The 25,239-nt window shown below is 74.3% G+C and carries 21 protein-coding genes and 2 pseudogenes; 11 read left to right on the forward strand and 12 right to left on the reverse strand.

Annotation, left to right across the window (positions count from 1 at the left end):
* The 4 genes and pseudogenes from ACZ4WH_RS19225 to ACZ4WH_RS19240 all read right to left on the reverse strand — a co-directional run.
* Positions 1-398, reverse strand: a pseudogene (locus ACZ4WH_RS19225) (cell division protein DivIVA); the annotation flags it as partial.
* A 57-nt stretch (positions 399-455) separates the two neighbouring features.
* Positions 456-2,018, reverse strand: coding sequence for an RICIN domain-containing protein (locus ACZ4WH_RS19230; RefSeq protein ID WP_468181868.1), 1,563 nt, complete (start codon positions 2,016-2,018; stop codon positions 456-458).
* A gap of 335 nt (positions 2,019-2,353) precedes the next feature.
* Positions 2,354-2,731 (reverse strand): toxin Doc, encoded by a 378-nt coding sequence (locus tag ACZ4WH_RS19235; protein WP_041666033.1) that lies wholly within the window; start codon positions 2,729-2,731, stop codon positions 2,354-2,356.
* A gap of 3 nt (positions 2,732-2,734) precedes the next feature.
* A complete protein-coding gene (locus ACZ4WH_RS19240) occupies positions 2,735-2,974 on the reverse strand; it encodes a hypothetical protein (protein WP_030344647.1) in 240 nt (79 codons plus the stop codon).
* A gap of 183 nt (positions 2,975-3,157) precedes the next feature.
* Here ACZ4WH_RS19240 and ACZ4WH_RS19245 point away from each other — a divergent pair, with 183 nt between their 5' ends.
* From ACZ4WH_RS19245 to ACZ4WH_RS19255, 3 genes and pseudogenes are all read left to right on the forward strand, one after another.
* Entirely contained in the window at positions 3,158-3,670 is a 513-nt protein-coding gene (locus ACZ4WH_RS19245) for a methylated-DNA--[protein]-cysteine S-methyltransferase (protein WP_468181870.1), read from the forward strand.
* Between the two features lie 11 nt (positions 3,671-3,681).
* Positions 3,682-4,404, forward strand: coding sequence for a 2OG-Fe(II) oxygenase (locus tag ACZ4WH_RS19250; protein ID WP_468181872.1), 723 nt, complete (start codon positions 3,682-3,684; stop codon positions 4,402-4,404).
* Between the two features lie 86 nt (positions 4,405-4,490).
* Positions 4,491-4,610, forward strand: a pseudogene (locus tag ACZ4WH_RS19255) (2OG-Fe(II) oxygenase); the annotation flags it as partial.
* A 193-nt stretch (positions 4,611-4,803) separates the two neighbouring features.
* Here the strand turns inward: ACZ4WH_RS19255 and ACZ4WH_RS19260 are convergent.
* Complete coding sequence (locus ACZ4WH_RS19260; RefSeq protein WP_468181874.1) at positions 4,804-7,899, reverse strand: glycoside hydrolase family 2 TIM barrel-domain containing protein; 3,096 nt, start codon at positions 7,897-7,899, stop codon at positions 4,804-4,806.
* A gap of 278 nt (positions 7,900-8,177) precedes the next feature.
* Between ACZ4WH_RS19260 and ACZ4WH_RS19265 the strand changes: the two genes are divergently transcribed.
* Positions 8,178-10,559 (forward strand): SpoIIE family protein phosphatase, encoded by a 2,382-nt coding sequence (locus tag ACZ4WH_RS19265; RefSeq protein ID WP_468181876.1) that lies wholly within the window; start codon positions 8,178-8,180, stop codon positions 10,557-10,559.
* A gap of 15 nt (positions 10,560-10,574) precedes the next feature.
* Here the strand turns inward: ACZ4WH_RS19265 and ACZ4WH_RS19270 are convergent, their stop codons facing one another.
* Positions 10,575-11,123: an RNA polymerase sigma factor gene (locus ACZ4WH_RS19270; protein ID WP_468181878.1), complete on the reverse strand. Its 549-nt coding sequence runs from the start codon at positions 11,121-11,123 to the stop codon at positions 10,575-10,577.
* Between the two features lie 47 nt (positions 11,124-11,170).
* Between ACZ4WH_RS19270 and ACZ4WH_RS19275 the strand changes: the two genes are divergently transcribed.
* The 5 genes from ACZ4WH_RS19275 to ACZ4WH_RS19295 all read left to right on the forward strand — a co-directional run bounded on the left by ACZ4WH_RS19275 (position 11,171) and on the right by ACZ4WH_RS19295 (position 16,759).
* On the forward strand, positions 11,171-12,562 hold the full coding sequence (locus ACZ4WH_RS19275; RefSeq protein WP_468181880.1) for a serine/threonine-protein kinase: 1,392 nt from the start codon (positions 11,171-11,173) through the stop codon (positions 12,560-12,562).
* Between the two features lie 162 nt (positions 12,563-12,724).
* Complete coding sequence (locus ACZ4WH_RS19280; protein WP_468181882.1) at positions 12,725-13,432, forward strand: DUF4232 domain-containing protein; 708 nt, start codon at positions 12,725-12,727, stop codon at positions 13,430-13,432.
* Between the two features lie 249 nt (positions 13,433-13,681).
* Entirely contained in the window at positions 13,682-14,923 is a 1,242-nt protein-coding gene (locus ACZ4WH_RS19285) for a polysaccharide deacetylase family protein (RefSeq protein WP_468181884.1), read from the forward strand.
* A 63-nt stretch (positions 14,924-14,986) separates the two neighbouring features.
* Positions 14,987-16,240 carry an SLC13 family permease gene (locus ACZ4WH_RS19290; protein ID WP_468182069.1) on the forward strand — a complete coding sequence of 418 codons (1,254 nt, stop codon included), beginning with the start codon at positions 14,987-14,989 and terminating at the stop codon, positions 16,238-16,240.
* A gap of 30 nt (positions 16,241-16,270) precedes the next feature.
* On the forward strand, positions 16,271-16,759 hold the full coding sequence (locus ACZ4WH_RS19295; RefSeq protein ID WP_468181886.1) for a universal stress protein: 489 nt from the start codon (positions 16,271-16,273) through the stop codon (positions 16,757-16,759).
* Between the two features lie 65 nt (positions 16,760-16,824).
* Here ACZ4WH_RS19295 and ACZ4WH_RS19300 read toward each other — a convergent pair whose 3' ends face one another.
* Positions 16,825-19,056, reverse strand: coding sequence for a ricin-type beta-trefoil lectin domain protein (locus tag ACZ4WH_RS19300; RefSeq protein WP_468181888.1), 2,232 nt, complete (start codon positions 19,054-19,056; stop codon positions 16,825-16,827).
* Positions 19,057-19,252: 196 nt separating this feature from the next.
* Positions 19,253-20,155 carry a helix-turn-helix domain-containing protein gene (locus ACZ4WH_RS19305; protein WP_468181890.1) on the reverse strand — a complete coding sequence of 301 codons (903 nt, stop codon included), beginning with the start codon at positions 20,153-20,155 and terminating at the stop codon, positions 19,253-19,255.
* 63 nt (positions 20,156-20,218) lie between these two features.
* On the opposite strand from ACZ4WH_RS19305, the gene ACZ4WH_RS19310 reads away from it, so the two are divergent.
* A complete protein-coding gene (locus tag ACZ4WH_RS19310) occupies positions 20,219-21,040 on the forward strand; it encodes a phytanoyl-CoA dioxygenase family protein (protein ID WP_468181893.1) in 822 nt (273 codons plus the stop codon).
* A 4-nt stretch (positions 21,041-21,044) separates the two neighbouring features.
* Here ACZ4WH_RS19310 and ACZ4WH_RS19315 read toward each other — a convergent pair whose 3' ends face one another.
* Positions 21,045-22,013 (reverse strand): aldo/keto reductase, encoded by a 969-nt coding sequence (locus ACZ4WH_RS19315; RefSeq protein WP_468181895.1) that lies wholly within the window; start codon positions 22,011-22,013, stop codon positions 21,045-21,047.
* A gap of 139 nt (positions 22,014-22,152) precedes the next feature.
* Between ACZ4WH_RS19315 and ACZ4WH_RS19320 the strand changes: the two genes are divergently transcribed.
* Positions 22,153-22,932: an endo alpha-1,4 polygalactosaminidase gene (locus tag ACZ4WH_RS19320; protein ID WP_468181896.1), complete on the forward strand. Its 780-nt coding sequence runs from the start codon at positions 22,153-22,155 to the stop codon at positions 22,930-22,932.
* A gap of 46 nt (positions 22,933-22,978) precedes the next feature.
* On the opposite strand, the gene ACZ4WH_RS19325 is transcribed toward ACZ4WH_RS19320, so the two are convergent.
* From ACZ4WH_RS19325 to ACZ4WH_RS19335, 3 genes are all read right to left on the reverse strand, one after another.
* The gene (locus tag ACZ4WH_RS19325; protein ID WP_468181898.1) at positions 22,979-23,179 is read right to left on the reverse strand and encodes a ferredoxin; all 201 of its coding nucleotides are present in this window, start codon (positions 23,177-23,179) and stop codon (positions 22,979-22,981) included.
* A gap of 12 nt (positions 23,180-23,191) precedes the next feature.
* Positions 23,192-24,421: a cytochrome P450 gene (locus ACZ4WH_RS19330; protein ID WP_468181900.1), complete on the reverse strand. Its 1,230-nt coding sequence runs from the start codon at positions 24,419-24,421 to the stop codon at positions 23,192-23,194.
* Between the two features lie 200 nt (positions 24,422-24,621).
* Positions 24,622-25,080 carry a nuclear transport factor 2 family protein gene (locus ACZ4WH_RS19335; RefSeq protein ID WP_468181902.1) on the reverse strand — a complete coding sequence of 153 codons (459 nt, stop codon included), beginning with the start codon at positions 25,078-25,080 and terminating at the stop codon, positions 24,622-24,624.
* Positions 25,081-25,239 lie beyond the last annotated feature (159 nt).

Below are 25,239 nucleotides of genomic sequence, written 5' to 3' on the forward strand. Positions count from 1 at the left end.
CCATCGGTCCCTGGCCCATCGGTCCCTGGCCCATCGGTCCCTGGCCCATCGGTCCCTGGCCCATCGGTCCCTGGCCCATCGGTCCCTGGCCCATCGGTCCCTGGCCCATCGGGCCCTGGCCCATCGGTCCCTGGCCCATCGGTCCCTGGCCCATCGGTCCCTGGCCCATCGGGCCCTGGCCCATCGGTCCCTGGCCCATCGGGCCCTGGCCCATCGGTCCCTGGCCCATCGGGCCGGGACCCTGCGGGCCGCCCTGACCGCCGGGGCCGGCGGGCAGCTGCGGGCGGGGCACCGCTCGGCAGCTGGGGCGGACCACCCATGCGGCCACCCATCTGCTGCTGCGGCGGGCCCGGTGTCCCGGCGGGCACCGGAGCGCCGGGACCTCGCATGCCCTGCTGCCGGTGCCGCTGGTCCACGACGGACCGGCAGCCGGCGTGGCGCCCCCTGCCGCGGCCCTACGGCGCGCCGCCGGAGACCCACCGTTGGCCGGCGGACCCGTCCCGGACCTTGACGACGAGGTCGGCCCCCGCCTGGTCACCCCCGGCGGCGAGCGCGAGCGTCCGGTCCCACCGGGGCAGCAACTCGCCCTCCGGAGTGAGGTCGTAGCGCACGTCGTCGCCCCGCTCGGACCCCGCGTCGGCGCAGCGGCCGAGGAGGACCACACCGGCGTCGGCGTGCGAGTCCAGGCACAGACCGGTGTCGGCCGCACTGCGCAGCAGCCCGTCGGTCTCGTACGTCCACCGCTGCGTGGCCGAGCCGGAGCAGACGGCGAGCACGGCGCTCGCCCCGGCCTCCGGTGTGCCCTTGACGTCCAGGCACTGGCCGGCGGCGTTGCGCAGCGGGCCCGGCCGGCCGGTGGCGGGCAGTGCGGTGGTGCTCGGCGGAACCGACGCGCCGGGGACGGCGCTGGTGGTGGCGACCGGGGCGGTGCCGTCGTCGCCGTCCGGCCACACGCTGACCGCGAGGACGGTGGCGAGCAGTCCGGCCGAGGCCACGCCGACGCCGGTCAGCAGCGTCCGGGACGACCAGGCGGTGCCGGGTGCGCGGTGCGCGGACACCCCGGCGAGGAACCGGGCAGGCAGCCCCCTTCCGCCCTCCTCGGTGCCGCGCCGCCCACCGCCGCGCCGCCCACCGCCGCGCCGGCGTCCGCCGGACCGCCGGGAGCCGCCACGGGCGGGGCCGGGGCGGCGGCCGGGGCGCGAGTCGAGGTAGCGGCGGGCGCCCCAGCCGAGCACGGCCTCGGCGAGCAGCACACCCAACGCCGCGTCGGCGTGGCCCAGTTGCTCGGCCGCGTGCCGGCAGTAGGCGCAGCCGGCCAGATGCTCCTGGACGTCGGGCAGCAGGGCACCGCCCCGGCGGATCGGGACGTCGAGCAGGCGGTTGTAGTAACGGCACTCCTTGCCGGGCGCGAGTTCCCGGTGGGCCCGTACCAGGCCCTCGCGGAATTTCTCCCGGGCCTGTTCGAGCGCGGCGGTCGCGTTCTGGAGGTCCACGCCGAGCAGTCCGGCGGGCACGTCCAGCGGTTCGGCCTCGACCTCGGCGTGCCACAACAGGGCCTGTTCCAGCCGGGAAAGGGCGTGGAAGGAACGGTCGGAGAGGGCGCGGTTCTCCGGTATCAGCGGCTGCGCGGCGCGCATCCCGCGGCCCCCGGCGGGTTTTCCGAGTCCCGGGAGTACGGCGGTGATCCGGTCGGTGCCGGACCAGTTCAGGACCGTGTCGCGGACGGCCACCAGCAGGCGGGGCCGCAGCGCGTCGGCGGGTTCGCCGAGCGCCAGCCGGTCGAGGACCTGGTGGAAGGCGGTGGCGGTGACCATGTGGGCGAGGGGTCCGGAGGCGGCCAGGCAGATGACCGCGTACTCCTGGGCCGGCTGCCAGTGCCGGGCCATCAGGAGGGCGGCCGACCGGGAGGCCTCCGCGTCGGAGCCGGCCCGCAGCGGGCCGGCTAGGAACTCGTCGGATTCCCCGGTATCGGCGCCGGACGGCGGATAGGAAGGACGAGGGGGGTGGGGGGTGAGCACGGAGCGGATTCCTTTGGCGCGTGGTGCGAGCGGAAATTCACCGCGTTTGAACCCTTGCACAACTGCCACACGGGCAACAAGGCGCACGGAGGACATCGACCGGTTTGACAGAAAGTCAGAAACACGGCCCCGGCCAGGGGATTGTCGCGCAGGCGGCCGGATTTCTCATGCGCCCCGTGTGAAGCGTGCGCACGCGTCCACCTGACGCGCACGCTCCCGGAGCGCGCGGCCCGGTAGTGGACTGGGTGCCGGTCCACCTCGAAAGGCCCGTCCCCGGCCGGCGGCTCCCGGCGGCTTCCCCCCGCCGGCCGGAGGCGCGGCCGGCCCCTGCCGCGTCAGATCTGCCAGGAGCGGAGCCGGTCGGCGGCGCCGTACACGTCGGTCTTGCCGGAGATCAGGTCGCGGGCCAGGTCGACGAGGGCGCCGTAGGGCGGGTCGATGCCGACGCCGCTGACGAACATGTAGGCCACGGCCGTCGCGCAGGCGAAGCGGGCGTTGGCCGCGGGCAGCGGCTTGAGCACGGCGAGGGTGTGCAGCAGCGCGGCGGCGCGCCACGCCGCGTCGGAGTCCACGCCGAGCCGGGGCGGGTCCACCCGGTGCCGGGCGACGGCGGCGACCAGCGCGGAGAAGTCGTCCACGGCGGGCTGGTCGGGCAGGACCTCCTCGTGCCGCTGGAGCAGCCACGGGACGTCGATATGGATGACGGAGGGCATCGCTCAGGCGGCCTCGCCCTTGGCGGGGCGCTCGTCGTCGGGGAAGGCCGCCGCGAACTCCTCGGCATGGCCGGCGAAGAAGCGGCGGAAGGCCTCGGCGCCTTCCTGGAGGGCCCGGTGGCGGGCGATGTCGGCGGCGGCGGCCTCGCGCACGAGGGCCTTCATCGACGTACCGCGCTCCTTGGCGATCTGCCGCAGGTCCTCTAGTTCCCGTTCGCTGAACTCCACGTTGAGAGCTGGCATGCCTCTCACGGTACCGCTCGGGTACTCACGCGTAAATACCCCCAGGTCAGCAGGCACATGGTGCGGTACCAGCCAGGGTTGAGGGCCATGTCCGATTCCCGCCGGTGGGACGGCCGGCGGCGCAGCAGACTCGACAGCGCGGAAGCAGCCGAAGGAACACCGAGGAAACACGTAGGAGCACCGATGGAGACGCACACCGTGCACACCGTGCACCCGAGCCCGCTGGGCGACCTGCTGCTGACCGGCTCCGTGTCCCCGGCCGGCCGCCTCACCCTGGCCTCGCTCTCCCTGCCCGGGCAGCGCGGCGCCCCCGCGGTCCGGCCGGAGGACCGCGACGACCGGCCGTTCGCCGAGGCGCACCGGCAGCTGGACGCGTACGTCGCGGGCCGCCGGACCCGCTTCGACCTGCCGCTCTCCCCCGCCGGCAGCCCCTTCCAGCGGGCCGTGTGGCAGGCCCTGGACGACATCCCGTACGGCACGACGACCACGTACGGCGAGCTTGGCGCCCGGCTCGGCGTGCCCCGGTCCGCATGGCGCGCGCTGGGCCGGGCCCTCGGCGCCAATCCCCTCCTGCTGGTCCGCCCGTGCCACCGGGTGATCGGCGCGGACGGCTCACCGCGCGGGTACGCGGGCGGGGTCGAGCACAAGCGGTGGCTGCTCGCGCACGAGGGCGCGCTGCGGCCGACGCTGCTGTGAGGGGAGGACGCATGACGCTCACCCGGGCCGAGGCCCGCCGCCGGGCGGAACGCACCGACTGGGAAGCGCTCGCCGCCGAGCTGGACGAGCACGGCAGCGCGCCCACCGGTCCGCTGCTGACGCCCGCCGAGTGCGCGGACCTGGCCGCCCTGTACGACGAGCCGGGACTGTTCCGGACCACGGTCGACCTGGGCCGGCACCGGTTCGGCTCCGGCGGGTACCGCTACTTCACGCACGACCTGCCCGCCCCGGTCGCCGCGCTGCGGGCCGCGCTCTATCCGCGCCTGCTGCCGGTCGCCCGGGACTGGGCGGCCCGGCTGGACCGCCCGGCCCCCTGGCCCGACTCGCTCGACGCGTGGCTGGCGCACTGTCACGCGGCAGGCCAGGACCGGTCGGCGCAGATCCTGCTCCGCTACGGGCCGGGCGACTGGAACGCGCTGCACCGGGACGTGTTCGGCGAGCTGGTCTTCCCGCTCCAGGTGGTGATCGCGCTGGACGCGTACGGCACCGACTACACCGGCGGCGAGTTCCTCATGGTCGAACAGCGCCCGCGCGCCCAGTCCCGGGGTACGGCGAGCGTCCTGCGGCAGGGCCACGGACTGGTGTTCACCACCCGTGACCGCCCCGTGCGCACCCGCCGCGGCTGGTCGGCCGGGGCGATGCGGCACGGGGTGAGCACGGTCCGGTCGGGGCGGCGGCGCACCCTGGGCCTGGTCTTCCACGACGCCACCTGATCCCGACGGCACCGCGACTCCCCCCGGGGGGCGCGGAACTGCGCCACCGACCGCCACACCCCCGCGACCGCACACCCGCGCCCCGCCGCCACCGCCCCGTGCGCACCCGCCGCGGCTGGTCGGCCGGGGCGATGCGGCACGGGGTGAGCACGGTCCGGTCGGGGCGGCGGCGCACCCTGGGCCTGGTCTTCCACGACGCCACCTGATCCCGACGGCACCGCGACTCCCCCCGGGGGGCGAGGCTGCGCCACCGACCGCCACGCCCCCGCGACCGCACACGCGCGCCTGCCACCACGGCCCCGCCCCCGCGACCGCACACCCGCGCCCGCCTCCACGGCCCCCCGCCCGCACACGCACCCGCGGTCCGGCGGCGCGGATGCGGACAGGCACGCCGGCCCGTCAGACGTCCAGCCTGCTGATCCGCACCGCCCCCTTCGCCTGCCCCGGGTACGCGCTGGTGAGCGTCAGCCGCAGCCGGGAGCCGCGTACCGGGTCGAAGGTGATGACCGTCGGGCTGTCGGAGGCGGTGGCCCACTCCACCCTCGCCCCGGTCACCGGGACCCAGGCGTGCCCGTCCCACACCGCCACCTCGGCCCGCGCGGGCAGGGTGTGGCCCGCGTCGACGGTGAAGGAGGCCGCCACCCGGTCGAGGGTCCGGGTGCGCCCGAAGTCGACCGAGACCCAGTCCTTCGCCCGGGCCCCGCTGAACGCGGGCAGCAGCGCGGTGGCCGACTTGACGAAGGCGTTGGACCAGCCGGTGGCCGGGTCGCCGTCCAGCATCGCGGCGGGCAGGGTGTCCGGGCGGCCGGAGTAACTGGCGTCCGCGTACGGGTGGTCGGGCGGCGCCGGGTGGTCGGGCCGGAAGGCGGCGGGTTCGGTGGTCGCGGCCGAGCGGGCCGGGGTGGTGTGCAGGTGGGCCGTGCCCGTGCGCAGGCCGTCCACCCGGGCGGTGACCTTCAGGGTGCCGGGCCTGGTGCCGGAGCGGACGATGGCGAGGGCCTTGCCGTGGAAGGCGGTGCGAGTGCTCGCCTGGTAGCGCTCGGCGCTCTCCTCGCGGCCGTTGTCGACACCGGCCAGGGAGCCGCCGGTGACGTCGAAGGCGATGAGGTGGTCCGCGTCGGGCACGACCACGCCGTGCGCGTCGACGATCTCGGCGGTGACGAAGGCGAGCGAACGGCCGTCGGCGGCGAGGGACTTCCGGTCGGCGGTGAGCCGTACGGCGTGCGGGGCGCCGGCCGTGCGCAGCACGTCGGTGGCGACGACCTTGCCGTCCCGCCGGGCCACCGCCTTCAGCTCGCCCGGCCGGTACGGCACCTTCCAGGTCAGGTGCAGTTTGCCCGCGCTGCCGTTGGGGCTGGTGTAACTGCCCGGATAGGGGCCGTCGGTGAAGGTCTTGTCGTCGCCGGTGGGCTCGGTGGTCTCCAGATAGGTGCGGCCGTCGGTGGTCCGCTTGACGTCGAACTCCCGCACCCCCAGGGACTGTCCGTCGAGGAACAGCTCGACGGTGGGCACGTTGGCGTACGCCCACACCTCGACGGTGTCGCCCTCCTCGTGGTTCCAGGTCATCGGCAGCAGATGGACCATCGGCTCGGTCGTCCACTGGCTCCTGAAGAGGTGGTACATGTCCTTGGGGAAGCCGGCGGTGTCGACGGCGCCGAAGAAGGACGCCTTGACCGGGAAGACGTCGTACGGCGTCGGTTCGCCGATGTAGTCGATGCCGGACCACAGGAACTGGCCCGTGAACCACTTCCGGTCCCGGTCCTTCTTGTGCCCGTACTCGCCGCTCATCGTCCAGGAGGCGAGGTTGTTGTCGTACGAGGAGACCTCCCGCTTGCCGGGCGTGTGGTTCTCACCCGTGTTCAGGTGCTCCGGCTCCTGGTAGGTGCCCCGGGTGGAGGTCTCCGAGGAGGACTCGGACTCGAAGAGGAACAGGTGCGGGTAGGCCGCGTGCAGGGCGTCCACCGACTTGGCCGTGTTGTAGTTGAGGCCGAGGCCGTCCAGCTTGGCGAGCATCAGGTCGGCCGCCGAGCCCTTGGCGGGTACGCGCCGGTACTTGTCGGAGCCGATGACGAGCGGCCGGGTGTCGTCGGCGGCCCTGACGGCGCCGATGATCCGGTCCGCCATGGCGAGTCCGGCGGTGGAGGTGGAGTCGGGGATCTCGTTGCCGATGGACCACAGCACCACGGCGGGCGAGTTGCGGGCGGCCAGGACCATCTCGGTGGCGTCCCGCTCGCACCACTCGTCGAAGAACCGTCCGTAGTCGTACTTCGTCTTGCCGGTGCGCCAGCAGTCGAAGGCCTCCACCATCATCACGATGCCCAGTTCCTCGCAGACCTGGATCATCTGCGGTGAGGGCGGGTTGTGGGAGGTGCGGAAGGCGTTGACGCCCATGGACTTCATGATCCGCATCTGCCGGCGCACGGCGTCGATGCTGATGGCCGCGCCGAGGGCGCCCTGGTCGTGGTGGAGGTCGACGCCCTTGATCTTGGTGTACGCGCCGTTGAGGGAGAAGCCCTCGTCGGGGTCGAAGCGGAAGGTGCGGATGCCGAAGGGCGTCCGGTAGGTGTCGGTGGTGCGGCCCGCGACGCGCAGCTCGGTGTGCAGGGTGTAGCGGTGCTCGGGGGTCGCGAAGTCCCACAGGAGGGGCTTCGGGACGGTCAGTTCGTGGGTCTCGGCGGCCTCGTCCGTGACGGCGGCCGTGGTGGCCGTACGGGCGACGGTCCGGCCGTCGGGTGCGACGATCCGGGAGCGGATCTCCACGTCCGCGGCGGTGCCGAACGCGTTCCGCACGGTGGTCCGCACCCGGACCAGTGCCCGGTCCGCGGAGATCTCCGGGGTGGTGACGTACGTGCCCCAGCGGGCCACGTGCACCGGCTCGGTGATCACCAGGCGGGCCTCGCCGTAGATGCCGCTGCCGGAGTACCAGCGGCTGCTGGGCAGTTGGTTCTGGACCTTGACGGCGAGCACGTTCGCGGTGGTGCCGTCGGTGTGGACGAGGTCGGTGAGGTCGAGGGCGAAGCCGGTGTAGCCGTAGGGGTGGCGGCCCACCTCGGTGCCGTTGCAGTAGAGGTGGGCGTCCATGTAGACGCCGTCGAACTCCACCGAGATCCGCTTGCCGGCACAGGCGCGCGGGATCGTGAAGGCGAGCCGGTACCAGCCGAGGCCGCCCGGGAAGAAGCCGGTGCCGCTGGTGGTGCCGTGCTCGGTCGTGGGGGTCTGCTCGATGCTCCAGTCGTGGGGGACGGCGACCTCGCGCCAGGCCGAGTCGTCGTAGCCCGGCTCGGCGGCCCGCGCGTAGGCGCCGGTGGGGTCGGTGATGCCGCCCGGGTCGGCCAGGGCGAAGCGCCAGCCGTCCCGGAGCGGCACGGTGTGGCGTCCCCCGGCGTCGGGCGCGTCGGCGGCGAGGGCGGCCGGAGCCGCGGAAATGCTCAGGAGCGTCCCGGCCGCGGGCGCTGCCGTGGCTGCGACCAGAACCGATCTGCGCGTGACCGTCATGGGCGGCTCTCCCTCATCAGGGCCCAGAAGTACTCACAACTGATCGTGACCAAACAGATTCTGACGCCCTGCCACACACGATCGTCAAGGGTCCGGAACCTTGCGCCTACCGCCAGCGGCATATCGGCCGGATTTCCCCCTTGACCGTGCCCTCGACCGTGTTCGACGGGTCGGCCGGGTCGCCCCGGAACGGCGCTCACGGGCGGACGTGAAGCACTAGGCTGGAACACGAGTGGTGCCACCTGTTCACTGTGAGTGTGCGCTTGGGAGCGGCGACGATGAGCCGGGTCTATCCGTTCGACGATGCGGCGACGGCCCGGGCTGTCATCGGTGACGACGGAACGCTGGTGGAGTGGAACGAGGGCGCCCGCCGCCTGCTCGGCCACCCGGCCGCCGCCGTCGTGGGCCGCCCCGCAGCCGAGCTGCTGGCAGACGCCGGCACCCCGGCGCCGCCCCCGGGCCTCCGCTGGGCGGGAACGGTCGGATTGCGCCACCGGGACGGCCGTACCGTCCGCGTGTGGCTGCTCGCCCACCGCCGCCCGCCGCACGACGAGCACCCGGGTGACTGGCTCCTGGTCACCCCGCTCACCGGCACCGATCCGCCCGCCGGGGACGACCCGCTCACCGAGGCGGGCCTGCTCCAGTCGCCGTGCGCGGTCGCCGTGTACGACGACCGGCTGCGGCTGCGCCGGATGAACGAGGCGATGGCCGACGTCGTCGGACTGCCCGCGGAGCGGCTGCGGGGGCTCCGGCTCACGGAGATCGGCGGCAGACCGCAGAGCGAGGAGCTGGAGGAGAGCATGCTCCGGGTGCTGACCTCGGGCCGGCCCCAGGACGTGCAGACCTTCATGCACGCCGGCGGCGAGGACCGGGCCCACGCCTGGCTCGCCCGCATGGCGCCGGTCCGGGACCCGGCCGGCCAGGTCCGGGGCGTGTGCCTGGCCGCGCACGACATCACCGACAACCACCGGGCCCGGCAGCGGCTGCAACTGGTCAACGAGGCCAGCGTGCGCATCGGGACCACGCTCGACGTCACCCGTACCGCTCAGGAGCTGGCCGACGTGTGCGTGCCCGCGCTCGCCGACTTCGTCACCATCGACCTGCTGGACCCGCAGGAGTACGGCGGTGAGCCCCCGGCCCGCGTCACCGCGCCGGTGCGGCTGCGCCGCGCCGCCCACCAGTCGGTGCTCCCCGGCGTACCGGAGGCGGTGATCCGGCCCGGGACGGCGGAGGAGTACCCGGTCCCCTCCCCGCAGGCCGACGCGATGACCGCGGGCCGCGCGATCGCCACCTCGGTGGCCGCCGGCGACCTGAACGAGTGGCTGACCTGGCATCCGGAGCGCGGTGAGCGGGTGCGGCGGTTCGGCGTCCACTCCTCGATGTCGGTGCCGATCCAGGCACGCGGACTCACCCTCGGGGTCGCGGTGCTCACCCGGCACCGCCGCCAGGACCCCTTCACCGCGGACGACGTGCTGCTGGCCGAGGAGATCACCACGCGGGCCGCCGTCTGCATCGACAACGCCCGCCGCTACTCGCGCGAGCGGGAGACGGCGCTCGCGCTCCAGCGCAGCCTGCTGCCCCGCTCACTGCCGCTCACGGCCGCGCTGGACGCCTCCTCGCGCTATCTGCCGGCCGCGCGCGCCGGCGTGGGCGGGGACTGGTTCGATGTGATCCCGCTGTCCGGGATGCGGGTCGCGATGGTCGTCGGGGACGTCGTCGGGCACGGCATCCAGGCCTCGGCGACCATGGGCCGGCTGCGTACCGCCGTGCGTACCCTCGCCGACATCGACCTGGCCCCGGACGAGCTGCTCACGCACCTGGACGACCTGGTGCTGCGGCTGTCGGAGGACGCCGGCGGCGACGGCAGCCCCGGCGAGGTCGGCGCGACCTGCCTGTACGCCGTCTACGACCCGGTCTCCCGCCGCTGCGCGCTGGCCCGGGCCGGGCATCCGCCGCCCGTGGTGCTGCGGCCGGGCGGCCGGCCGCAGTTGCTGGACCTGCCCGCCGGTCCCCCGCTGGGCCTCGGCGGGCTGCCGTTCGAGTCCACCGAGGTCGACCTGCCCGAGGGCACACTCCTCGCCCTCTACACGGACGGCCTGGTGCAGTCCCGGGAACGGGACGTGGACGCCAGCCGTGAGCTGCTGTACCGGGCGCTGGGGCAGGACACGGACTCCCTGGACGAGGCGTGCGACCGCGTCCTGCACGCCCTGCTCCCGGGCGGCGCCCCACCGGACGACGTGGCGCTGCTCCTCGCCCGCACCCGGGGCCTGCCCGCCTCGCAGGTGGCGACCTGGGACATCCCCGCCGACCCGGCGCTGGTCGCGCCGATCCGCAAGCAGGTCGTGGACCAGCTGGACACCTGGTCGCTGAGCGAGGCGACGTTCGCGGCGGAGCTGGTGGTCAGCGAGCTGGTCACCAACGCCATCCGGTACGGGGCGCGGCCGATCCGGCTCCGGCTGATCCACGACGCGACCACTTTGATCTGCGAGGTCTCCGACACCAACCACACCGCCCCGCATCTGCGCCGGGCCAAGACCTTCGACGAGGGCGGCCGGGGCCTGCTGCTGGTCGCCCAGCTCACCCGGCGCTGGGGCAGCCGGCACACCCCGGAGGGCAAGACGATCTGGGCGGAGCTGCCGCTGTACGAGGAGGACGAGTAGGCCAGGGACAGCGCGTCAGGAGGCCGTCAGCCAGGGCCGTACCTGCTTGCGGGCCTCGTGCAGGCGGGACTTGAGGGTGCCGAGCGGGATGCCGGCGCGCTCGGCGGCCTCGGCGTAGTCCAGCTGGCAGATGTCCCGGTAGACCAGCGGCGCGACCAGATGCGGATGCTCCCGCTCCAGCCGGTCCAGGGCCTCCAGCAGATCCACCCGGGAGCCGGCGATGACACTGGTGGTGCGCGGGTCGACGGCCTGCGCGGGCTCGATGGCCGCGGGCTGTTCGGCGGCCCGCCGCTTCAGCTCGCGGTACTTCTGCCGGCAGCAGTTGGCGACGACGGTGTACAGCCAGGTGCCGAAGCGGCTGCGCCCCTGGAATCCGGTGATGTGCCGGGCGACCTGGAGCAGCACGTCCTGGGCGGCCTCCTCGGCGTCCTCCCGGCACGGCAGGAAGCGCGCGCAGCGGCGCACGACCTCGGGCCGGATCTCGGTCAGCAGCCGGTCCAGGGCCCCGGTGTCGCCGGCGGCGGCGCGCCGGGCGAGGTCTTCCATCGGCGCCTGGTCCTGCACGGACGGGCTCCCCTCCAAGTCGATCTCAGGCCAGGCATGATAGTCGTATGCACCCCCTGGAGCGGATCGGCCGCCACCGCCTCGAACGGCCGCTGGGCAGCGGCGCCTTCGCCACGGTGTGGCTCGCGCACGACCCCGAGCTCCAGGCCCCGGTGGCGGTGAAGGTCCTCGCCGAGAACTGGGCGCACCGGCTCGACGTCAGGGAGCGCTTCCTGTCCGAGGCGCGGCTGCTGCGCCGGGCCGGGTCCAGCCGGGTGGTGCAGGTCTACGACATCGGGGAACTCCCGGACGGCAGGCCGTACTTCGTGATGGAGTACGCCGCCGGCGGGACCCTCGCCGATCTGCCGGCGGGCGGCCCGCTGCCGGTGCGCGAGGCGCTCGCGCTGACCGCCGAGGCCGCGCGCGGCGCCGCCGCCCTGCACGAGGCGGGCATCGTGCACCGCGACATCAAGCCGACCAACGTGCTGCTGCACACAGCGCCGGACGGCACCCGGCGGGTGCTGCTGGCCGACCTGGGGCTGGCCAAGAGCCTCGCGCAGGCCTCGGTGCTGACGCTGGCGGCGGGTTCGGCGGGCTATCAGCCGCCGGAGCAGGCCGAGCCCGGCGAGGGCATCGACGAGCGGGCGGACGTCTACAGCCTGGGCGCGGTCGGCTACGAACTGCTCACCGGGACCGTGCCGGGCCCGCCGGGGAAGGTGATACCGCCCCGGCGGCTGCGGCCGGAACTCGGCGAGGACGTCGAGCGGGCGCTGCTGCGCGCGCTGGAGCCGGACCGGGCGCGGCGCTGGCCGGGCGCCCTGGCGTTCGCCCACGAGCTGGACCGGCTGGCCGCGGGTCCGTCGGTGCGGCCCGCCCGGCGCCTGGACCGGGTGCGCGGCAGGCTCAACACCGTGACGCTGGCGGTCGCCGCGGTCCTCGCCGCCACCGCCGCCGCGGTCACGGTGAGCGTGGCGCTCCACCGGGACGGCGGCACGGACGACGGGGTGCGGGTCGCGGACGCCACCGGGCGGGTGAGCCTCCGGGTGCCCGCCGGGTGGGGCCGTGAGCTGCGCGACTCCGGCTGGGACCCGAAGGCGCTCGGGCTGACGGCGGGACACGAACCGGGTCTCGTGGTGGCCGACGACCTGTCCCGCTGGTCCGATCTGAAGGCCGCCGTGGACGGGGTGTTCGCCGGAGTCGGCGAGCGCGGCGACGTCACCGCGAAGGTGAAGGCGCTCGCGCACCCCGGCTGCCGCTACGCGGGCGCCCACCGCTTCACGGACGCCGACTGGCACGGGCTGGTCCGGGTCTGGAGCGGCTGCCCGGACGGCGGCTCGGTCACCGAGTCCGCGCTGGTCCCGGCGGACGGGGCCGCGCGGCCCCAGGTGTATGTGCAGGTGCGCGAGCGGGGCGACGGCGACGCGACCGACGGCGTACTCCGTTCGCTGACGGTGACCTGAACGGCGCCTGCCGAGGGGCGGGGCGGGGAAAAGAATCCGACAGAACCCGGCGCGTCCCGAACTTTTCCGGCGGTCCGTGCATCGGACGGAGAGGACGGCGCACCCGGCGCCGTAGGCACGCGTTCCCGTCGTGTGCCGTGACCTCCAGGAGTGTTGAGCGACATGGTGTACACCCCCCGGTCCGCCCCCCGGTCCGCGCGGCACGGGGCCCTGCTCGTGGGCACCGCCGCCGTGCTGGGCCTGCTGACCGCCTGCGGCAACGGCACGAGCGTCCACAGCGACGCCCCGGCCACCGTCTCCGGTACGGCCGCACCCGCGACGGACGGCACGAACAGCCCGGCGTCGTCCGCCACGGAGTCCTCCGCCACCGGCACCGGCTCGCCGGCCGCGCCCAGGGCGACGGCGTCCTCGGGCGGCGGTAAGGCCACGACGACCCCGGCCGCGGCGAGCACCCGCTGCCACACCTCCGAGCTGCGCGCCTCCGTGGGCCGCAACGACCCGGGCGCCGGCCAGGAGAACTTCCCCGTGGTCCTCACCAACACCTCCTCCCGGACCTGCACCCTGCACGGCTATCCGGGCGCGGCCTTCGTGGGCGCCGACGGCGGTCAGCTGGGCCCGGACCCGAAGCGGTCCCCGGGCACCCCGGCGACCGTCACGCTCAAGCCCGGGCAGAGCGCCTGGGCGGGGCTGACGTTCTCCAACCCGGGGATCAGCGGGGCGAAGACGGCCACGCCGGCCGCGCTGCTGGTCACCCCGCCGGACGAGCGGGACCAGTTGAAGGCCGTCTGGAAGGGCGGGCCGGTGCCAGTGTCCGGCAACTCCTCGTCGGTCCGCCTGACGGTGTTCAGCCCCGGCACCGGGCCCTCCTGACCCTGCGCCTCCTCCGCGCGAACCCCGCTGTCACCCCCGAGGCAGCGGGGTTCGTCATGTCGGCGCCGGGAAAGCCCCGTTCGTCATGACCGGCTGAGGCGGCGGTTCGTCCTGTCGGCGCCGCAACTGTCACAGGACGGCAACAGCCGCCGCCGGCCGCGATCTTTTCCCGCCCTGCCGTCATCGAACCCGGTCGACCACACGGCGAGGTGGCCCTCCAGGGGCCATGACCAGGGAATCGGGGAGAAGATGAGCGGGATCTCACGCAGGCGGGTGCTGACGGCCGGAGCGGCGGCGGGCGCCCTCGGGACACTGGCCGCCTGCTCCTCCGGCACCGGCCTCAGGATCGGCGGGCCGGACCCGGCGGACGGGAAGGGCACCGCGCAGGCCCGGCCGGTGAAGCCGATCGGCGACGGCTCCACCGCCGACACCGGCGCCCAGCCGCACCAGCCGAAGCCGGACCGGCTGCGGCCGGGTCAACGGCCCCCGCAGTTCGTGGTGTTCTCCTGGGACGGCGCCGGCGAGCTGAGCAACCAGCTGTTCTCCCGGTTCCGCAAGGTGGCCGCCGACCACGGCGCCAGGATGACGTTCTTCCTCAGCGGCATCTACACCCTGCCCGAGTCCAAGAAGGACCTGTACCGGCCGCCGCAGCACCCGGTCGGCGCCTCCGCGATCGGCTATCTCGCCGACCGGCACATCCACGCCACGCTCCAGCAGGTGCGCGCGGCCTGGCTGGAGGGCCACGAGATCGGCACCCACTTCAACGGGCACTTCTGCGGCGAGACCGGCGTACGCCGGTGGTCCCCGGCCGAGTGGCGCAGCGAGATCGACCAGGCGATGGACTTCGTGACGAAGTGGAAGACCAACACGGGCTTCACCGACCTCGACCCGCTCCCCTTCGACTACCGCAAGGAGCTGATCGGCGGCCGTACCCCCTGTCTGGAGGGACAGGCCAGTCTGCTGCCCACCGCCGCCGCGCTCGGCTGGAAGTACGACGCCAGCTCCCCCGGCGGCCTCCAGGTCTGGCCGGGCAAGGTGCAGGGCGGCAGACTCTGGGACTTCCCCTTGCAGTCCATACCGTTCGCCGGGCACTCGTTCCAGGTGCTCTCGATGGACTACAACATGATGTTCAACCAGTCCGGCGGCAACCCCCTGGGCGACCGCGCGCAGTACGACACCTGGCGCGTCCAGGCCCGCGACACCTACCTGGCCGGTTTCCGGCGGGCCTACGAGAGCAACCGCGCGCCCTTCTTCATCGGCAACCACTTCGAACGCTGGAACGGCGGCATCTACATGGACGCCGTCGAGGAGGCGATCGGGAAGATGGCCGCCTACGACGACGTGCGGTTCGTGTCCTTCAAGCAGCTGGTGGCCTGGCTGGAGGCGCAGGACCCGGCGGTGCTGCGCAAGCTTCGCGCGCTGGTGCCGGGGCAGTCCCCGGCGGGGGGCTGGGCGGAGTTCCTGGGCGCGGCGGGCGCCGGGGCGTCGTAACCCGTCCAGGATCGTCTGTTTTCATGGGTGGGCCCCCTCTGATCGCCCCTGGAAGGACCCGCCCTGAACACCCCGCTCGCCGAGGCGCTGTCCGCCGTTCTGCTGGTCGCCGTGCTGGCGTGGGCCGTCGTACGGCCCTTCGGATGGCCGGAGGCGGTCATGGCCGTGCCCGCCGCCGGCATCGCCGTCGCGGCCGGCGCGATCTCGCTCGACCACGCCCGGGCCGAGGCGGAGCGGCTCGGCCCGGTGGTCGGGTTCCTCGCGGCGGTGCTGGTGCTCGCCCACTTCTGTGACGTGGACGGGCTGTTCCAGGCGTGCGGGGCGTGGACGGCCCGGTGGGCGGCGGGCCGTCCGGTGCGGCTGCTGACGGCGGTGTTCGCGCTGGCGTCGGCCATCACCGCCGTCCTCAGCCTGGACGCGACGATCGTGCTGCTCACCCCGGTGGTCTTCGCCACGGCCGCGCGGACGGGCGTACGGCCCAAACCCCACGTCTACGCCTGTACGCATCTGTCGAACACGGCGTCGCTGCTGCTGCCGGTGTCCAACCTGACGAACCTGCTGGCCTTCGCGGCGAGCGGGCTGAGCTTCACCCGGTTCGCGGCGCTGATGGCGCTGCCGTGGCTGGCCGCGATCGGCGTCGAGTACCTGGTGTTCCGGCGGTTCTTCGCCCGGGACCTCGCGGCGGCGGCCCCGGCGGGCCGGGACACCGGTGAGGTGCCCGAACTGCCGCTGTTCGCGCTGGTGACCGTGGGCTGCACGCTGGCCGGGTTCGTGGTGGCGTCGGCGTTCGGCGTGGAGCCCGCCTGGGTGGCCGCGGCGGGCGCGCTGGTGCTGGCCGGGCGGGCGCTGGTCCGCCGGAAGGCGAGCCCGCTGACCGTCGTACGTGCGGCGGCCCCGGCCTTCCTCGCGTTCGTGCTGGCGCTGGGCATCGTGGTGCGGGCGGTGGTCGACAACGGGCTCGCGGACGTGCTCGGGCATGTGCTGCCGGACGGCACCGGGCTGCCCGCGCTGCTCGGGATCGCCGCGCTGGCCGCCCTGCTGGCCAACCTGATCAACAACCTGCCCGCGGTACTGGTCCTGCTGCCGCTGGCGGCACCCGCCGGGCCGGGCGCGGTCCTGGCCGTGCTGCTCGGCGTGAACATCGGGCCGAACCTCACCTACGCCGGGTCGCTGGCCACGCTGCTGTGGCGGCGGATCGTGCACCAGCACGAGCACGACGTGGACCTCGGGGAGTTCACCCGGCTCGGGCTGCTCGCCGTGCCCTCCTCCCTCGCCGTCGCGGTGGTGGCACTGTGGGGGTCGCTGCGGATTCTCTGACGGGTACGCGTGAACGAGGGAGGCCGAGGGATGCGCGTGATCGCCTGGCTCGTGGAGGGCACCTGGCCCGCCTGCGTGGACGCGGTGCGCGCCCACGCGCCGGACGACGCCGAGGTGGTGCTGCTCCATGTGACCGGGCCCGACCTGCCGGCGGTGGCGCACGGGGCGTTCGCCGGGCTGCTGGGGCGGCGGGGTCACGATCCGGGTGACCGTCTCGAAGCGCTCGGCGACACGTCGGCGACCGCTCTGCTCGACGCGGCGGCCGAACGGCTGGGCCGGCCCTGTGCGCGCGAGGAGCGGTCGGGCCGGGTCGAGCGGGAGGTGGTGGCCGCCGCCGAGGGTGCCGGTCTGCTGGTGCTGGCGCGGGACGGGGACCGTTCCCGGCTCGGCCCGAAGAGCCTCGGCCCCGCCGTCCGCTTCGCCGTCGACCACGCACCCTGCCCGGTCCTGCTGGTCTGGCCGGAACCGGCCCCGCACCTGGACACGATCCCGCCACCGCCACCGCACCACCACCCGTGACCGCTCGGGCTACGCCGGGCACGGGCCGAGGGTGACGGTCGGCGGGGGTGCGGGGCCGCCTTTCGTCACCGTCGTGGGGCCTGCGCGGGAGTGCTGTCGCTGTCCCAGTCGACGTTCTCCATCCGCAGGTCCGGATGAGCGGTGTCGACGGCCCAGCGCTGGGCGGTGCCCGCGGCGCGGGTCTTCACCACGAGCGCTCCGGAACCGTCGGTGGCGGCCGGGGTGAGGGCCAGTTCCTGGTCGGAGCGCGGTACCAGGACGCCCTGGAGGGTGAAGTCGTAGCGGAGGTCGCGAGCGGCCTTGCCGGTGGCCGTGCAGGGGGCGAGGCGCACGGAGTAGCCGAGGCGGGAGTCCAGGCAGAGGTCGGGGGCGGCGGCGCTGCGCAGCAGACCGTCGGTCTCGTACGTCCACTGCTGGGCCGGGGCGGCGGAGCAGTCGGCGAGTTCCGTCTCGGCGCCCTGGACGGCCTTGCCGCCGACGACGCCGACGCACAGGCCGGAGGCGAGGTTGCGCAGCCTGCCGTGCAGGGCCCCGCCCTGGCCCGGGGCGTTCCGCCCGGCCCAGGAGGGTCCCGGGGAGGCGGCGTCCCCGCCCGGCGTGCGGGAGGGCGTCCCGGCGGCACCGGACGCCGGGCCGTCGTCGGAGCCGAGCGCCGACCACAGTGCCAGGGGCAGGACGACCAGTCCGCTGACGGTGACGACGGCCAGCGCGAGGTGCCGGCGCCGGGCCCGCCGGGCGGCGCGCTGGACGGAACGGCGGGAGGCGGGTCCGGGCCCGCCGCCTTCCGTACCTCCGACGACGCCCCGGTTCGCACGCGTGCGACGCCGGACGCTCCCCGCACCCGGCACGGCGGACGCGGCGCGCCCGGTGCCGTCGGCAACGGCGGAGAAGGCTCCGCCTCGGCGCCGGACGAAGGACGCACCCCGGCCGACGGCGCGGCGAACGGCCCCCGCGCCCCACCCGACGGGTCCGACGCCCTCGACGCCTTCGGCAGCAACAGAGGGTGCTCCCCCTCGCCGCCGAACACCCGACGCACCACGACCCGCCGACCGACGCCCACTCCCCACGCCGAAGTCGACGTCATCCGCGCCCCCGGCGACGCTGGTCCAGGGTTCGCCTCTGCGGTGGGTGGACGACGGGGCACGGCCCGCCGACCGACGGGCGCTCCCCACACCGGAGCCCACCTCGTCCGCGCCCCCGGCAGCAACAGAGGGTGCTCCCCCTCGCCGCCGAACACCCGACGCACCACGACCCGCCGACCGACGCCCACTCCCCACGCCGAAGTCGACGTCATCCGCGCCCCCGGCGGCGGTGGGCCAGGCTTCGCCTCCGCGGTGGGTGGACGACGGGCCGCGGGGGGTCGGTCGGACGGGGGCGGGTTCTTCGTGCGGTGTGGCGGGTTCGGCGGGGGCGAAGGCCGCTTCGGCCGGGGGGAGGACGGCGTCCCGGTCCGCGGGCGCGACGGTGGCGGCAGCCGGGGCCGGTGCCGCGGGTTCGTCCGTGTCGGCCGTCCGGGACTCCAGGTAGCCGGAGGCGCCCCAGCCGAGGACCGCCTCGGCGAGTGCGAGGGCCAGGCCGTCGTTGAAGCGGGCGAGTTGGTCGGCGGTCCGGGCGCAGTGGGCGCAGCCGGCCAGGTGCTGTCGCAGGTCGGGGTCGATGTCGGTGCCGCCGCGCCGGAAGGTCACGTCGAGCATGCGCAGGTAGCGCTGGCAGTCGTCCTCGGGGGCGAGTTCGCGGTGTGCCTGGAGGCATTCCTCGCGCAGCCGCTCGCGGGCCCGGCGGAGTTCGACGCGGGCGTCCTCCTCGTCCAGGCCGAGCAGCGCGGCGGGCACGGCCAGGGGTTCGGCCTCGACCTCGGTGTGCCACAGCAGGGCGCGGTAGGTCTCGGGCACCCGCTGGAACGCCCGGGACAGCAGCCGCCGGCCGGACGGTGGCAGCAGCCGGGCGGAGGCCCGCTCGCCGGTGCCGTACCCCGAGCGCAGGGCGGGGTGGAGGAGTTCCTGGCGGCCGTCGGCGTCCCACTCGGCCGCGATCCGGCGGACGGCGACGAGCACATGGGGCCGCCAGGCGGCGGTCGGGCCGGACTGCCGGAGGGACGCGCCGAGGAGCCGGGTGAAGGCGGCGGTGGTGAGCATGCCGGCGGCGCGGGGCCCGTCGGTGCACAGCCGGGCGTAGGCGAAGGCCGCCGCCCAGTGCCGGTCGAGGAGTTCGCCGACGGGATGGAGAGCGGGCGACGCTCCCGTCCACTTCTTCAGTTCGGCGCTCAGCTGCTCGTCCGACAGGCCTGACTCGGTCACGGCCGAATTCCTCCAGGGCATTACCGGAATTAGTCCATACCAATCGGTACGGCGAGGTCATGGCAGCTCGAACGTCCACCTGAGGCGGCACTTTTACACAGTCACAGACGCCGGAACAAGCGATCCCCCGATTCTCGGGATTTCCCGCACGAGATTTCATTGTTGACGTTTCGTCAAGGGCCGTCATTTCCTCCCTTTACCGCCGTTCGCCCGCCCGATAGGCGCCGGGCGGCACCCCGTACCGCGCGCGGAACACCCGGCTGAAGTGAAAGGGGCTCGGAAATCCGGAGGCCGCCGCCACCCGGTCCACCGTCAGGTCGGTGACCTCCAGCAGCCGGGCCGCGTGCCGCAGCCGGGCCTCGCGCACGGCCCGCATCGGGGACCGGCCGGTCCGCAGCGTGAACAGGTGCGCGAACCGGGACGGGGACAGCGCGACGCTCGCGGCGAGCGAGCGCACGGTGTGCGGGGCGCCGGGGTCGGCGGCGATCAACTCCTCGGCACGGCGCACCCGGGCGTCGGTGCCCGCGTCGGCCACCGGAGCACGGGCGGCCCCGGCGGCGGCGAGCAGGACGACCTCCTCCAGTGCGCACAGCGCCAGTTCGCGCGCCAGGCTGCCGTGCGCCACGGCCACCGGCTCCCGCTGGTGCGGTGAACCCTCGGCCGGTGCGCGGGAGTCGGTCAGCATCCGGCCGAACGCCGCCTCGATCCTGGCCCGTTGAGCGTCGGGCAGGGATGCGACGGCGTACAGGCCGTCGGCCACGGCGTGCGGGCCGAGCCAGTGCGTCCAGGCCGGCCGGGCCTGGCAGTGCGCCCACCAGAACCGCCACCGCCCGGCGCCGGGCGCGACGGCGTAGCGGTGGCCGACACCGGGGGCGAGCACCACGAGGTCCCCGGCGCCGGCCCGGGCGCGGGCGGTGCCCTGCCGCAGCAGACCGTGTCCGCCCGTGGTGTACGTGAACAGCCAACTCGCCGAACCGCCGGGGCGGTTGACGCCGTAGCCCGGTGCCTGGTCGTAGCGGCCGGTCACCACGAGGCCGGCCGGCGGGGACGGGTCACCGGCGGCAGCCGTCCCGGGCAGTCCCTCAGCACGCACAGGCATCCCTCCCGTCGGACGCACCCGCCTAGCGTGGGGCCGGTTCCCAGCGGACGCGAGGAGCGGATCATGACAGCCACGGACCCTGGTGCCACCGGCACCCCCATCCTGCCCGAGGCGCTGCGGCACGCTTTCGAGGAGGACGGATTCGTCGTCGTACCCGGCCTGTTCCGCCGTGACGAGATCGCGCGGCTGTGCGAGGCGTTCGCGGCGCTGCACGCGGCCGGTCCGGTGCCGGGCCACTTCGCGCCGGAACCGGACCACCCCGACCCGCTGCGCCGCCACCCACGGGTGATGCAGCCCCACGAAGTCAGCCCGGCCGCCCGGCAGTTCCTGCTGGACGCACGGCTGCGGGCGGTGCTGGAGGCGATGTTCGGGGAGGAAGTCCTGGCCGCGCAGAGCATGTTCTACTTCAAGCCGCCCGGTGCGCGCGGACAGGCGCTGCACCAGGACAACTTCTATCTCCGGGTCGAGCCGGGCACGTGTGTGGCCGCGTGGGCGGCGTGCGAACCGGTCGACCGGGACAACGGCGGCCTCGAAGTCGTCCCGGGTACCCACCGGATGGACCTGTTCTGCCCCGAAGCGGCCGACGAGGGGCTGTCGTTCGCCCGCGAGTACGTTCCGCCGCCGCCCGGTCTGACGCCGGTGCCGGTGGATCTGGCGCCGGGTGACGTGCTGTTCTTCAACGGCAGCCTGGTGCACGGCTCGGGGCCGAACCGCAGCGCCGACCGCTTCCGGCGCACCTTCATCGGCCACTACGTGGGCCGTTCGGCCCGGCGCATCGGCGCCTACTACCGGACGCTGACGATGTCGGGTGCGCGGGTGCCGCTGCCGGAGAGCGAGGGCGGGGGTCCGTGCGGCACGGAGTTCGCACCGCACGGACCGCACTGACCGGTCAGTGGCCGCTGATCGCCCGGGCCGTGTAGGGCCGCTCCAGTTCCTCGATCTCCTTGTCGCTCAGCTCGAGTTCGACGGCGGCCACCGCGTCCTCGATGTGCCGCGGCTTGGCGGCGCCGACGATCGGTGCCGCCACGGTGTCCTGGTGCAGCAGCCAGGCGAGGGCCACCTGGGCGCGGGGCACGCCCCGCTCGCTCGCGATCCGGGTGACGGCCTCGACGATCGCGTGGTCGCTCTCCAGGTACAGCCGGCCGCCGAAGTCGTCGTTCGCGCTGCGCTCGGTCACCGTGCCCCAGTCGCGGGTGAGCCGGCCCCGGGCGAGCGGGCTCCACGGCAGCACTCCGACGCCCTGGTCCGCGCACAGCGGCAGCATCTCCCGCTCCTCCTCCCGGTAGAGCAGGTTGTAGTGGTTCTGCATGGACACGAACTTCGTCCAGCCGTGCCGCTCCGCGGTGTACTGGGCCTTGGAGAACTCCCACGCGTACATCGAACTCGCCCCGATGTAGCGGACCTTGCCCGCCTTCACCAGGTCGTGCAGCGCCTCCATCGTCTCCTCGACGGGGGTCGCGTGGTCGTAGCGGTGGATCTGGTAGAGGTCGACGTAGTCGGTGCCGAGGCGGCGCAGGCTGTGGTCGATCTCGCTCATGATGGCCTTGCGGGACAGGCCGGCCCCGTTGGGACCCGGCCGCATCCGGCCGTTCACCTTGGTGGCGAGCACGATCTCGTCGCGCTGGGCGAAGTCCCGCAGGGCCTTGCCGACGATCTCCTCGCTGGTGCCGTCGGAGTAGACGTTCGCGGTGTCGAAGAAGTTGACGCCCGCCTCCAGCGCCTGCCGGATCAGCGGGCGGGACGCCTCCTCGTCCAGGGTCCACTCGTGCGTGCCGCGGTCCGGCAGTCCGTAGGTCATGCAGCCCAGACAGATCCGAGAGACGTCCAGGCCCGTGGAACCGAGCTTCACGTACTGCATCGTTGCTGCTCCTGCCTCAGGGACGATGGTCACGGCCGAGCCTACGACGTGACGCGGGGCCGACTTGACGAGCGAAGCGTACGGGCGATGTGATCCTGACACGTACCGCGCCGCCCGGCGTGGGCAGGACGGAGCGGACGTGCCCCCCACGGGTGTTCACCGCGCCAGGGGACCGCGCGCGCCCCTGGGCGCCCTGGCAGCGGCCCTGATCGTCGCGGTGACGGCACTGTCCGGCTGCGCCTCCGGCGAGCGGGAGAAGGACGGCGCGCCCGGGCGCGCCACGCTGCGGCTGCCCCCGCGGCACGCCGGGTTCGACTACCAGATCGGCGGCGCCTATCCCCCGCCCGCGGGCGTGCGGATCGTCAGCCGCGACCGGTCGGACTCCCCCGCGCCGGGCCTGTACAACATCTGCTACGTCAACGCGTTCCTGCTCGACATCGGCACCCCGGCCAAGCGTGAACGGGTGGCGCGGCGGGTGAACCGCTGGATCGACGGCTGCGCGGACAAGGGCTTCGACGCCGTCGAGCCCGACAACTACGACAGCTGGACGCGCTCCCACCGGCTGCTCACCGCGTCCGACGCGACCGCGTTCATGGCCCTGCTGTCCCGGCACGCGCACACCCGGCACCTGGCCGTCGGGCAGAAGAACACCGCGGAGCTGGCCGGCCGGCGAGAGCGGGCCGGGCTGGACTTCGCGGTGACGGAGGAGTGCGGGCAGTACGACGAGTGCGAGGTGTACGCGAAGGCGTTCGACGACCGGGTGGTGGACATCGAGTACACCGACGGCGGCCTGCGCGCGGCCCTCGCCCGCTGGGGCGACCGGCTGAGCATCGTCCGCCGGGACCGTGACGTGTCCACCCCGGGCAGCGCCGGGTACGTCCGCGAGGTGCGCTGGGACGGCCGTCGCCGCACCGGGTGATCGTCCGGCGGTACGGCGGGCCGGGCGCCGTACCGCCGGGTGGTCGTCAGCCGGTGCTGCCCCCTACGGTGATCGCGCTGACCGGGCAGGCGCGGGCCGCCGCCCGGACCATGGGGTCGCCCCCGCCGTCCTCGTGTCCGGGCACCAGCGTGCTGTAGCCGTCGTCGTCCTGGGTGAAGACGCCCGGCGCGGCCAGCGCGCACTGCCCGGCGCCGATACAGACGTCCTTGTCGATGTCGATGTGCATGAGCAGAGCCTCTTACCAGGTCACCGGGAGTTCCAGCATCCCTTGGACCGTGTCGCCGGGTTTGAAGGGGATGTCCTCGGCCGGCGCGGCCAGCCGCAGCCCCGGCAGCCGGGTGAACAGGCTGCCCAGGGCGATCTCCAGTTCCGCGCGGGCCAGGTTCTGGCCCAGGCACTGGTGGATACCGAAACCGAAGGCCACGTGGTGGCGGTCGGGGCGGTGGAAGTCCAGGGCGTCGGGGTCGTCGTACACGGAGGTGTCGCGGTTGATCACGGACGTCGCGAAGAGCACGCCGTCGCCGGCCCGGATCGTGGTGCCGGCGATCTCGATGTCCTCCAGCGCCACCCGCTGCAACCCCTCGGCGATGGACAGCATCCGCATCAGCTCCTCCACGACAGCGGGCAGCAGCGCGGGGTCGGCGCGCAGCTCGGCCAGCCGGCCGGGGTGCTGGAGCAGGGTGTAGGTGCCGAGGGAGATCATGTTGGCGGTGGTCTCATGGCCGGCGACCAGCAGGATGATGGCGAGCGACACGGCGTCGGCGCGGTCAAGCTCCCCGGCGCGGAGCCGGTCGTGGACCAGCTCGTCGAGGATGCCGTCGCCGGGCTCGGCCTCCTTGGCCTTGGCGTCGATCAGCCCGCCGAGGTACTCCTCCAGCCGGTTGCGGGCCTGCACCGTGTCGGCGGCGGTCGGGCCGCGCAGCAGCCGGCGGGACTGCTCCTCGAAGAACTCGTGATCGGCGTACGGCACTCCCAGCAGCCCGCAGATCACCATCGACGGCACTGGCAGTGCGAAGGCGGAGACCAGCTCGGCGGGCGGGCCCTGGGCGATCATCGCGTCCAGCAGTTCGTCCACGATCCGCTGGATCCAGGGGCGCAGTGCCGCCGCGCGTTTGACGGTGAACGACGGGATCAGCATCCGCCGCTGCCGGTGGTGCTCGGGGTCGTCCACCCCGAGCAGGGCCACTCTGCGGTCGCGGCCGGCCTCGAACCGGGGCGTGGGCACGGGGAAGCCGGGGCGGCGGCGCTCGGTGGACAGCCGGGGGTCGGCGAGCAGGGCGCGGGCGGCGGAGTACCCGGTGACCAGCCAGACCTCGCGGCCGTCGTAGAGGGTGACGCGGGACAGGGGTCGCCCGTCGCGCAGCGGGTCGTAGCCGGTGGGCGGATGGTAGGGGCAGGTGCGGTCCTGGGGGAAGGCGACGGGGTCGGCCGGGGCAGCCGGGCCGGAGATGTCCGTCAGTTCCGTCATGGAAAGACCTCGCAGACGAAGGAAGTGCGTCGTGCCGATCTTCATTAGATGCCCCGGGCACCTATGGGTCGACGCCAAGTTCGGCCACTTCGGTGACCCTCGTGATCTGGCCGAAGTACCCGGGGTCCGACGAGCGGAAACCGGCCACGGCTCCGTGCCGCTCAGGGGCCGCGGCCGGGCGTGGCTCTCGTCGGTCCTGGTCACGGCAGCCGGGCGCCGCGCTCGTCCGGGGCGAAGGCGCGGGCCACGGCGAGGCTGTCCTCGTACACGTGGTGCCGTACGACCAGGCCGTCCCGGACGGTGAGGTGCAGGGCGAACCGGGCGGCGTAGGCGCGCCCGGTCGGGGCGGCGGTCTGCCGGATGACGCCGAGCACGACCGCGTCCTCGTCGTCGGCCAGGATGCGCTCGATCGCGGTGTCGGCCTTTCCCGGGACGTGGTGCGCGGCCAGTTCCCGGTAGTGGGCGGCGGCGTCGGCGCGGGTGGCGCGGTGCCGGATCCACGGCGTGTCGGGGCGGCCGTGTTCCTCCTCGGGCCAGTCGAGCCGCCAGTCGCAGCCCTCCGCGTACAGCTCGGCGATCCGCTCCGGATCGCCCTGGCCGATCCTGCGGAGGAGTTCCTGGACCACGGCGCGGGTCGCGGCGGTGCGGTCGGCGGACATGGGTGGTGGCCTCCCCGGGCGGTCGGTGATCGGGACGCGGACCACTGTGCCGCGCGCGGCGGGGCGGCGCGATGACCCCGGAGGTCATGACGGCGGCCGGGGCGGCGATCACCCCATCGGCGGAATCGGCACGCGGTACGGATGATTCATGGCGTCACC

The organism is Streptomyces sp. NPDC029138 (genome assembly GCF_055564375.1).

What these genes read in the sequence shown, in the direction of transcription:
- ACZ4WH_RS19235 (WP_041666033.1), bottom strand. Translation starts at nt 2,731, where the DNA reads ATGCCCTCCGTCATCCATATCGACGTCCCGTGGCTGCTCCAGCGGCAC.
- ACZ4WH_RS19240 (WP_030344647.1), bottom strand. Translation starts at nt 2,974, where the DNA reads ATGCCAGCTCTCAACGTGGAGTTCAGCGAACGGGAACTAGAGGACCTG.
- ACZ4WH_RS19245 (WP_468181870.1), top strand. Translation starts at nt 3,158, where the DNA reads ATGGAGACGCACACCGTGCACACCGTGCACCCGAGCCCGCTGGGCGAC.
- ACZ4WH_RS19250 (WP_468181872.1), top strand. Translation starts at nt 3,682, where the DNA reads ATGACGCTCACCCGGGCCGAGGCCCGCCGCCGGGCGGAACGCACCGAC.
- ACZ4WH_RS19260 (WP_468181874.1), bottom strand. Translation starts at nt 7,899, where the DNA reads ATGACGGTCACGCGCAGATCGGTTCTGGTCGCAGCCACGGCAGCGCCC.
- ACZ4WH_RS19265 (WP_468181876.1), top strand. Translation starts at nt 8,178, where the DNA reads ATGAGCCGGGTCTATCCGTTCGACGATGCGGCGACGGCCCGGGCTGTC.
- ACZ4WH_RS19275 (WP_468181880.1), top strand. Translation starts at nt 11,171, where the DNA reads ATGCACCCCCTGGAGCGGATCGGCCGCCACCGCCTCGAACGGCCGCTG.
- ACZ4WH_RS19280 (WP_468181882.1), top strand. Translation starts at nt 12,725, where the DNA reads ATGGTGTACACCCCCCGGTCCGCCCCCCGGTCCGCGCGGCACGGGGCC.
- ACZ4WH_RS19285 (WP_468181884.1), top strand. Translation starts at nt 13,682, where the DNA reads ATGAGCGGGATCTCACGCAGGCGGGTGCTGACGGCCGGAGCGGCGGCG.
- ACZ4WH_RS19295 (WP_468181886.1), top strand. Translation starts at nt 16,271, where the DNA reads ATGCGCGTGATCGCCTGGCTCGTGGAGGGCACCTGGCCCGCCTGCGTG.
- ACZ4WH_RS19305 (WP_468181890.1), bottom strand. Translation starts at nt 20,155, where the DNA reads ATGCCTGTGCGTGCTGAGGGACTGCCCGGGACGGCTGCCGCCGGTGAC.
- ACZ4WH_RS19310 (WP_468181893.1), top strand. Translation starts at nt 20,219, where the DNA reads ATGACAGCCACGGACCCTGGTGCCACCGGCACCCCCATCCTGCCCGAG.
- ACZ4WH_RS19315 (WP_468181895.1), bottom strand. Translation starts at nt 22,013, where the DNA reads ATGCAGTACGTGAAGCTCGGTTCCACGGGCCTGGACGTCTCTCGGATC.
- ACZ4WH_RS19325 (WP_468181898.1), bottom strand. Translation starts at nt 23,179, where the DNA reads ATGCACATCGACATCGACAAGGACGTCTGTATCGGCGCCGGGCAGTGC.
- ACZ4WH_RS19330 (WP_468181900.1), bottom strand. Translation starts at nt 24,421, where the DNA reads ATGACGGAACTGACGGACATCTCCGGCCCGGCTGCCCCGGCCGACCCC.
- ACZ4WH_RS19335 (WP_468181902.1), bottom strand. Translation starts at nt 25,080, where the DNA reads ATGTCCGCCGACCGCACCGCCGCGACCCGCGCCGTGGTCCAGGAACTC.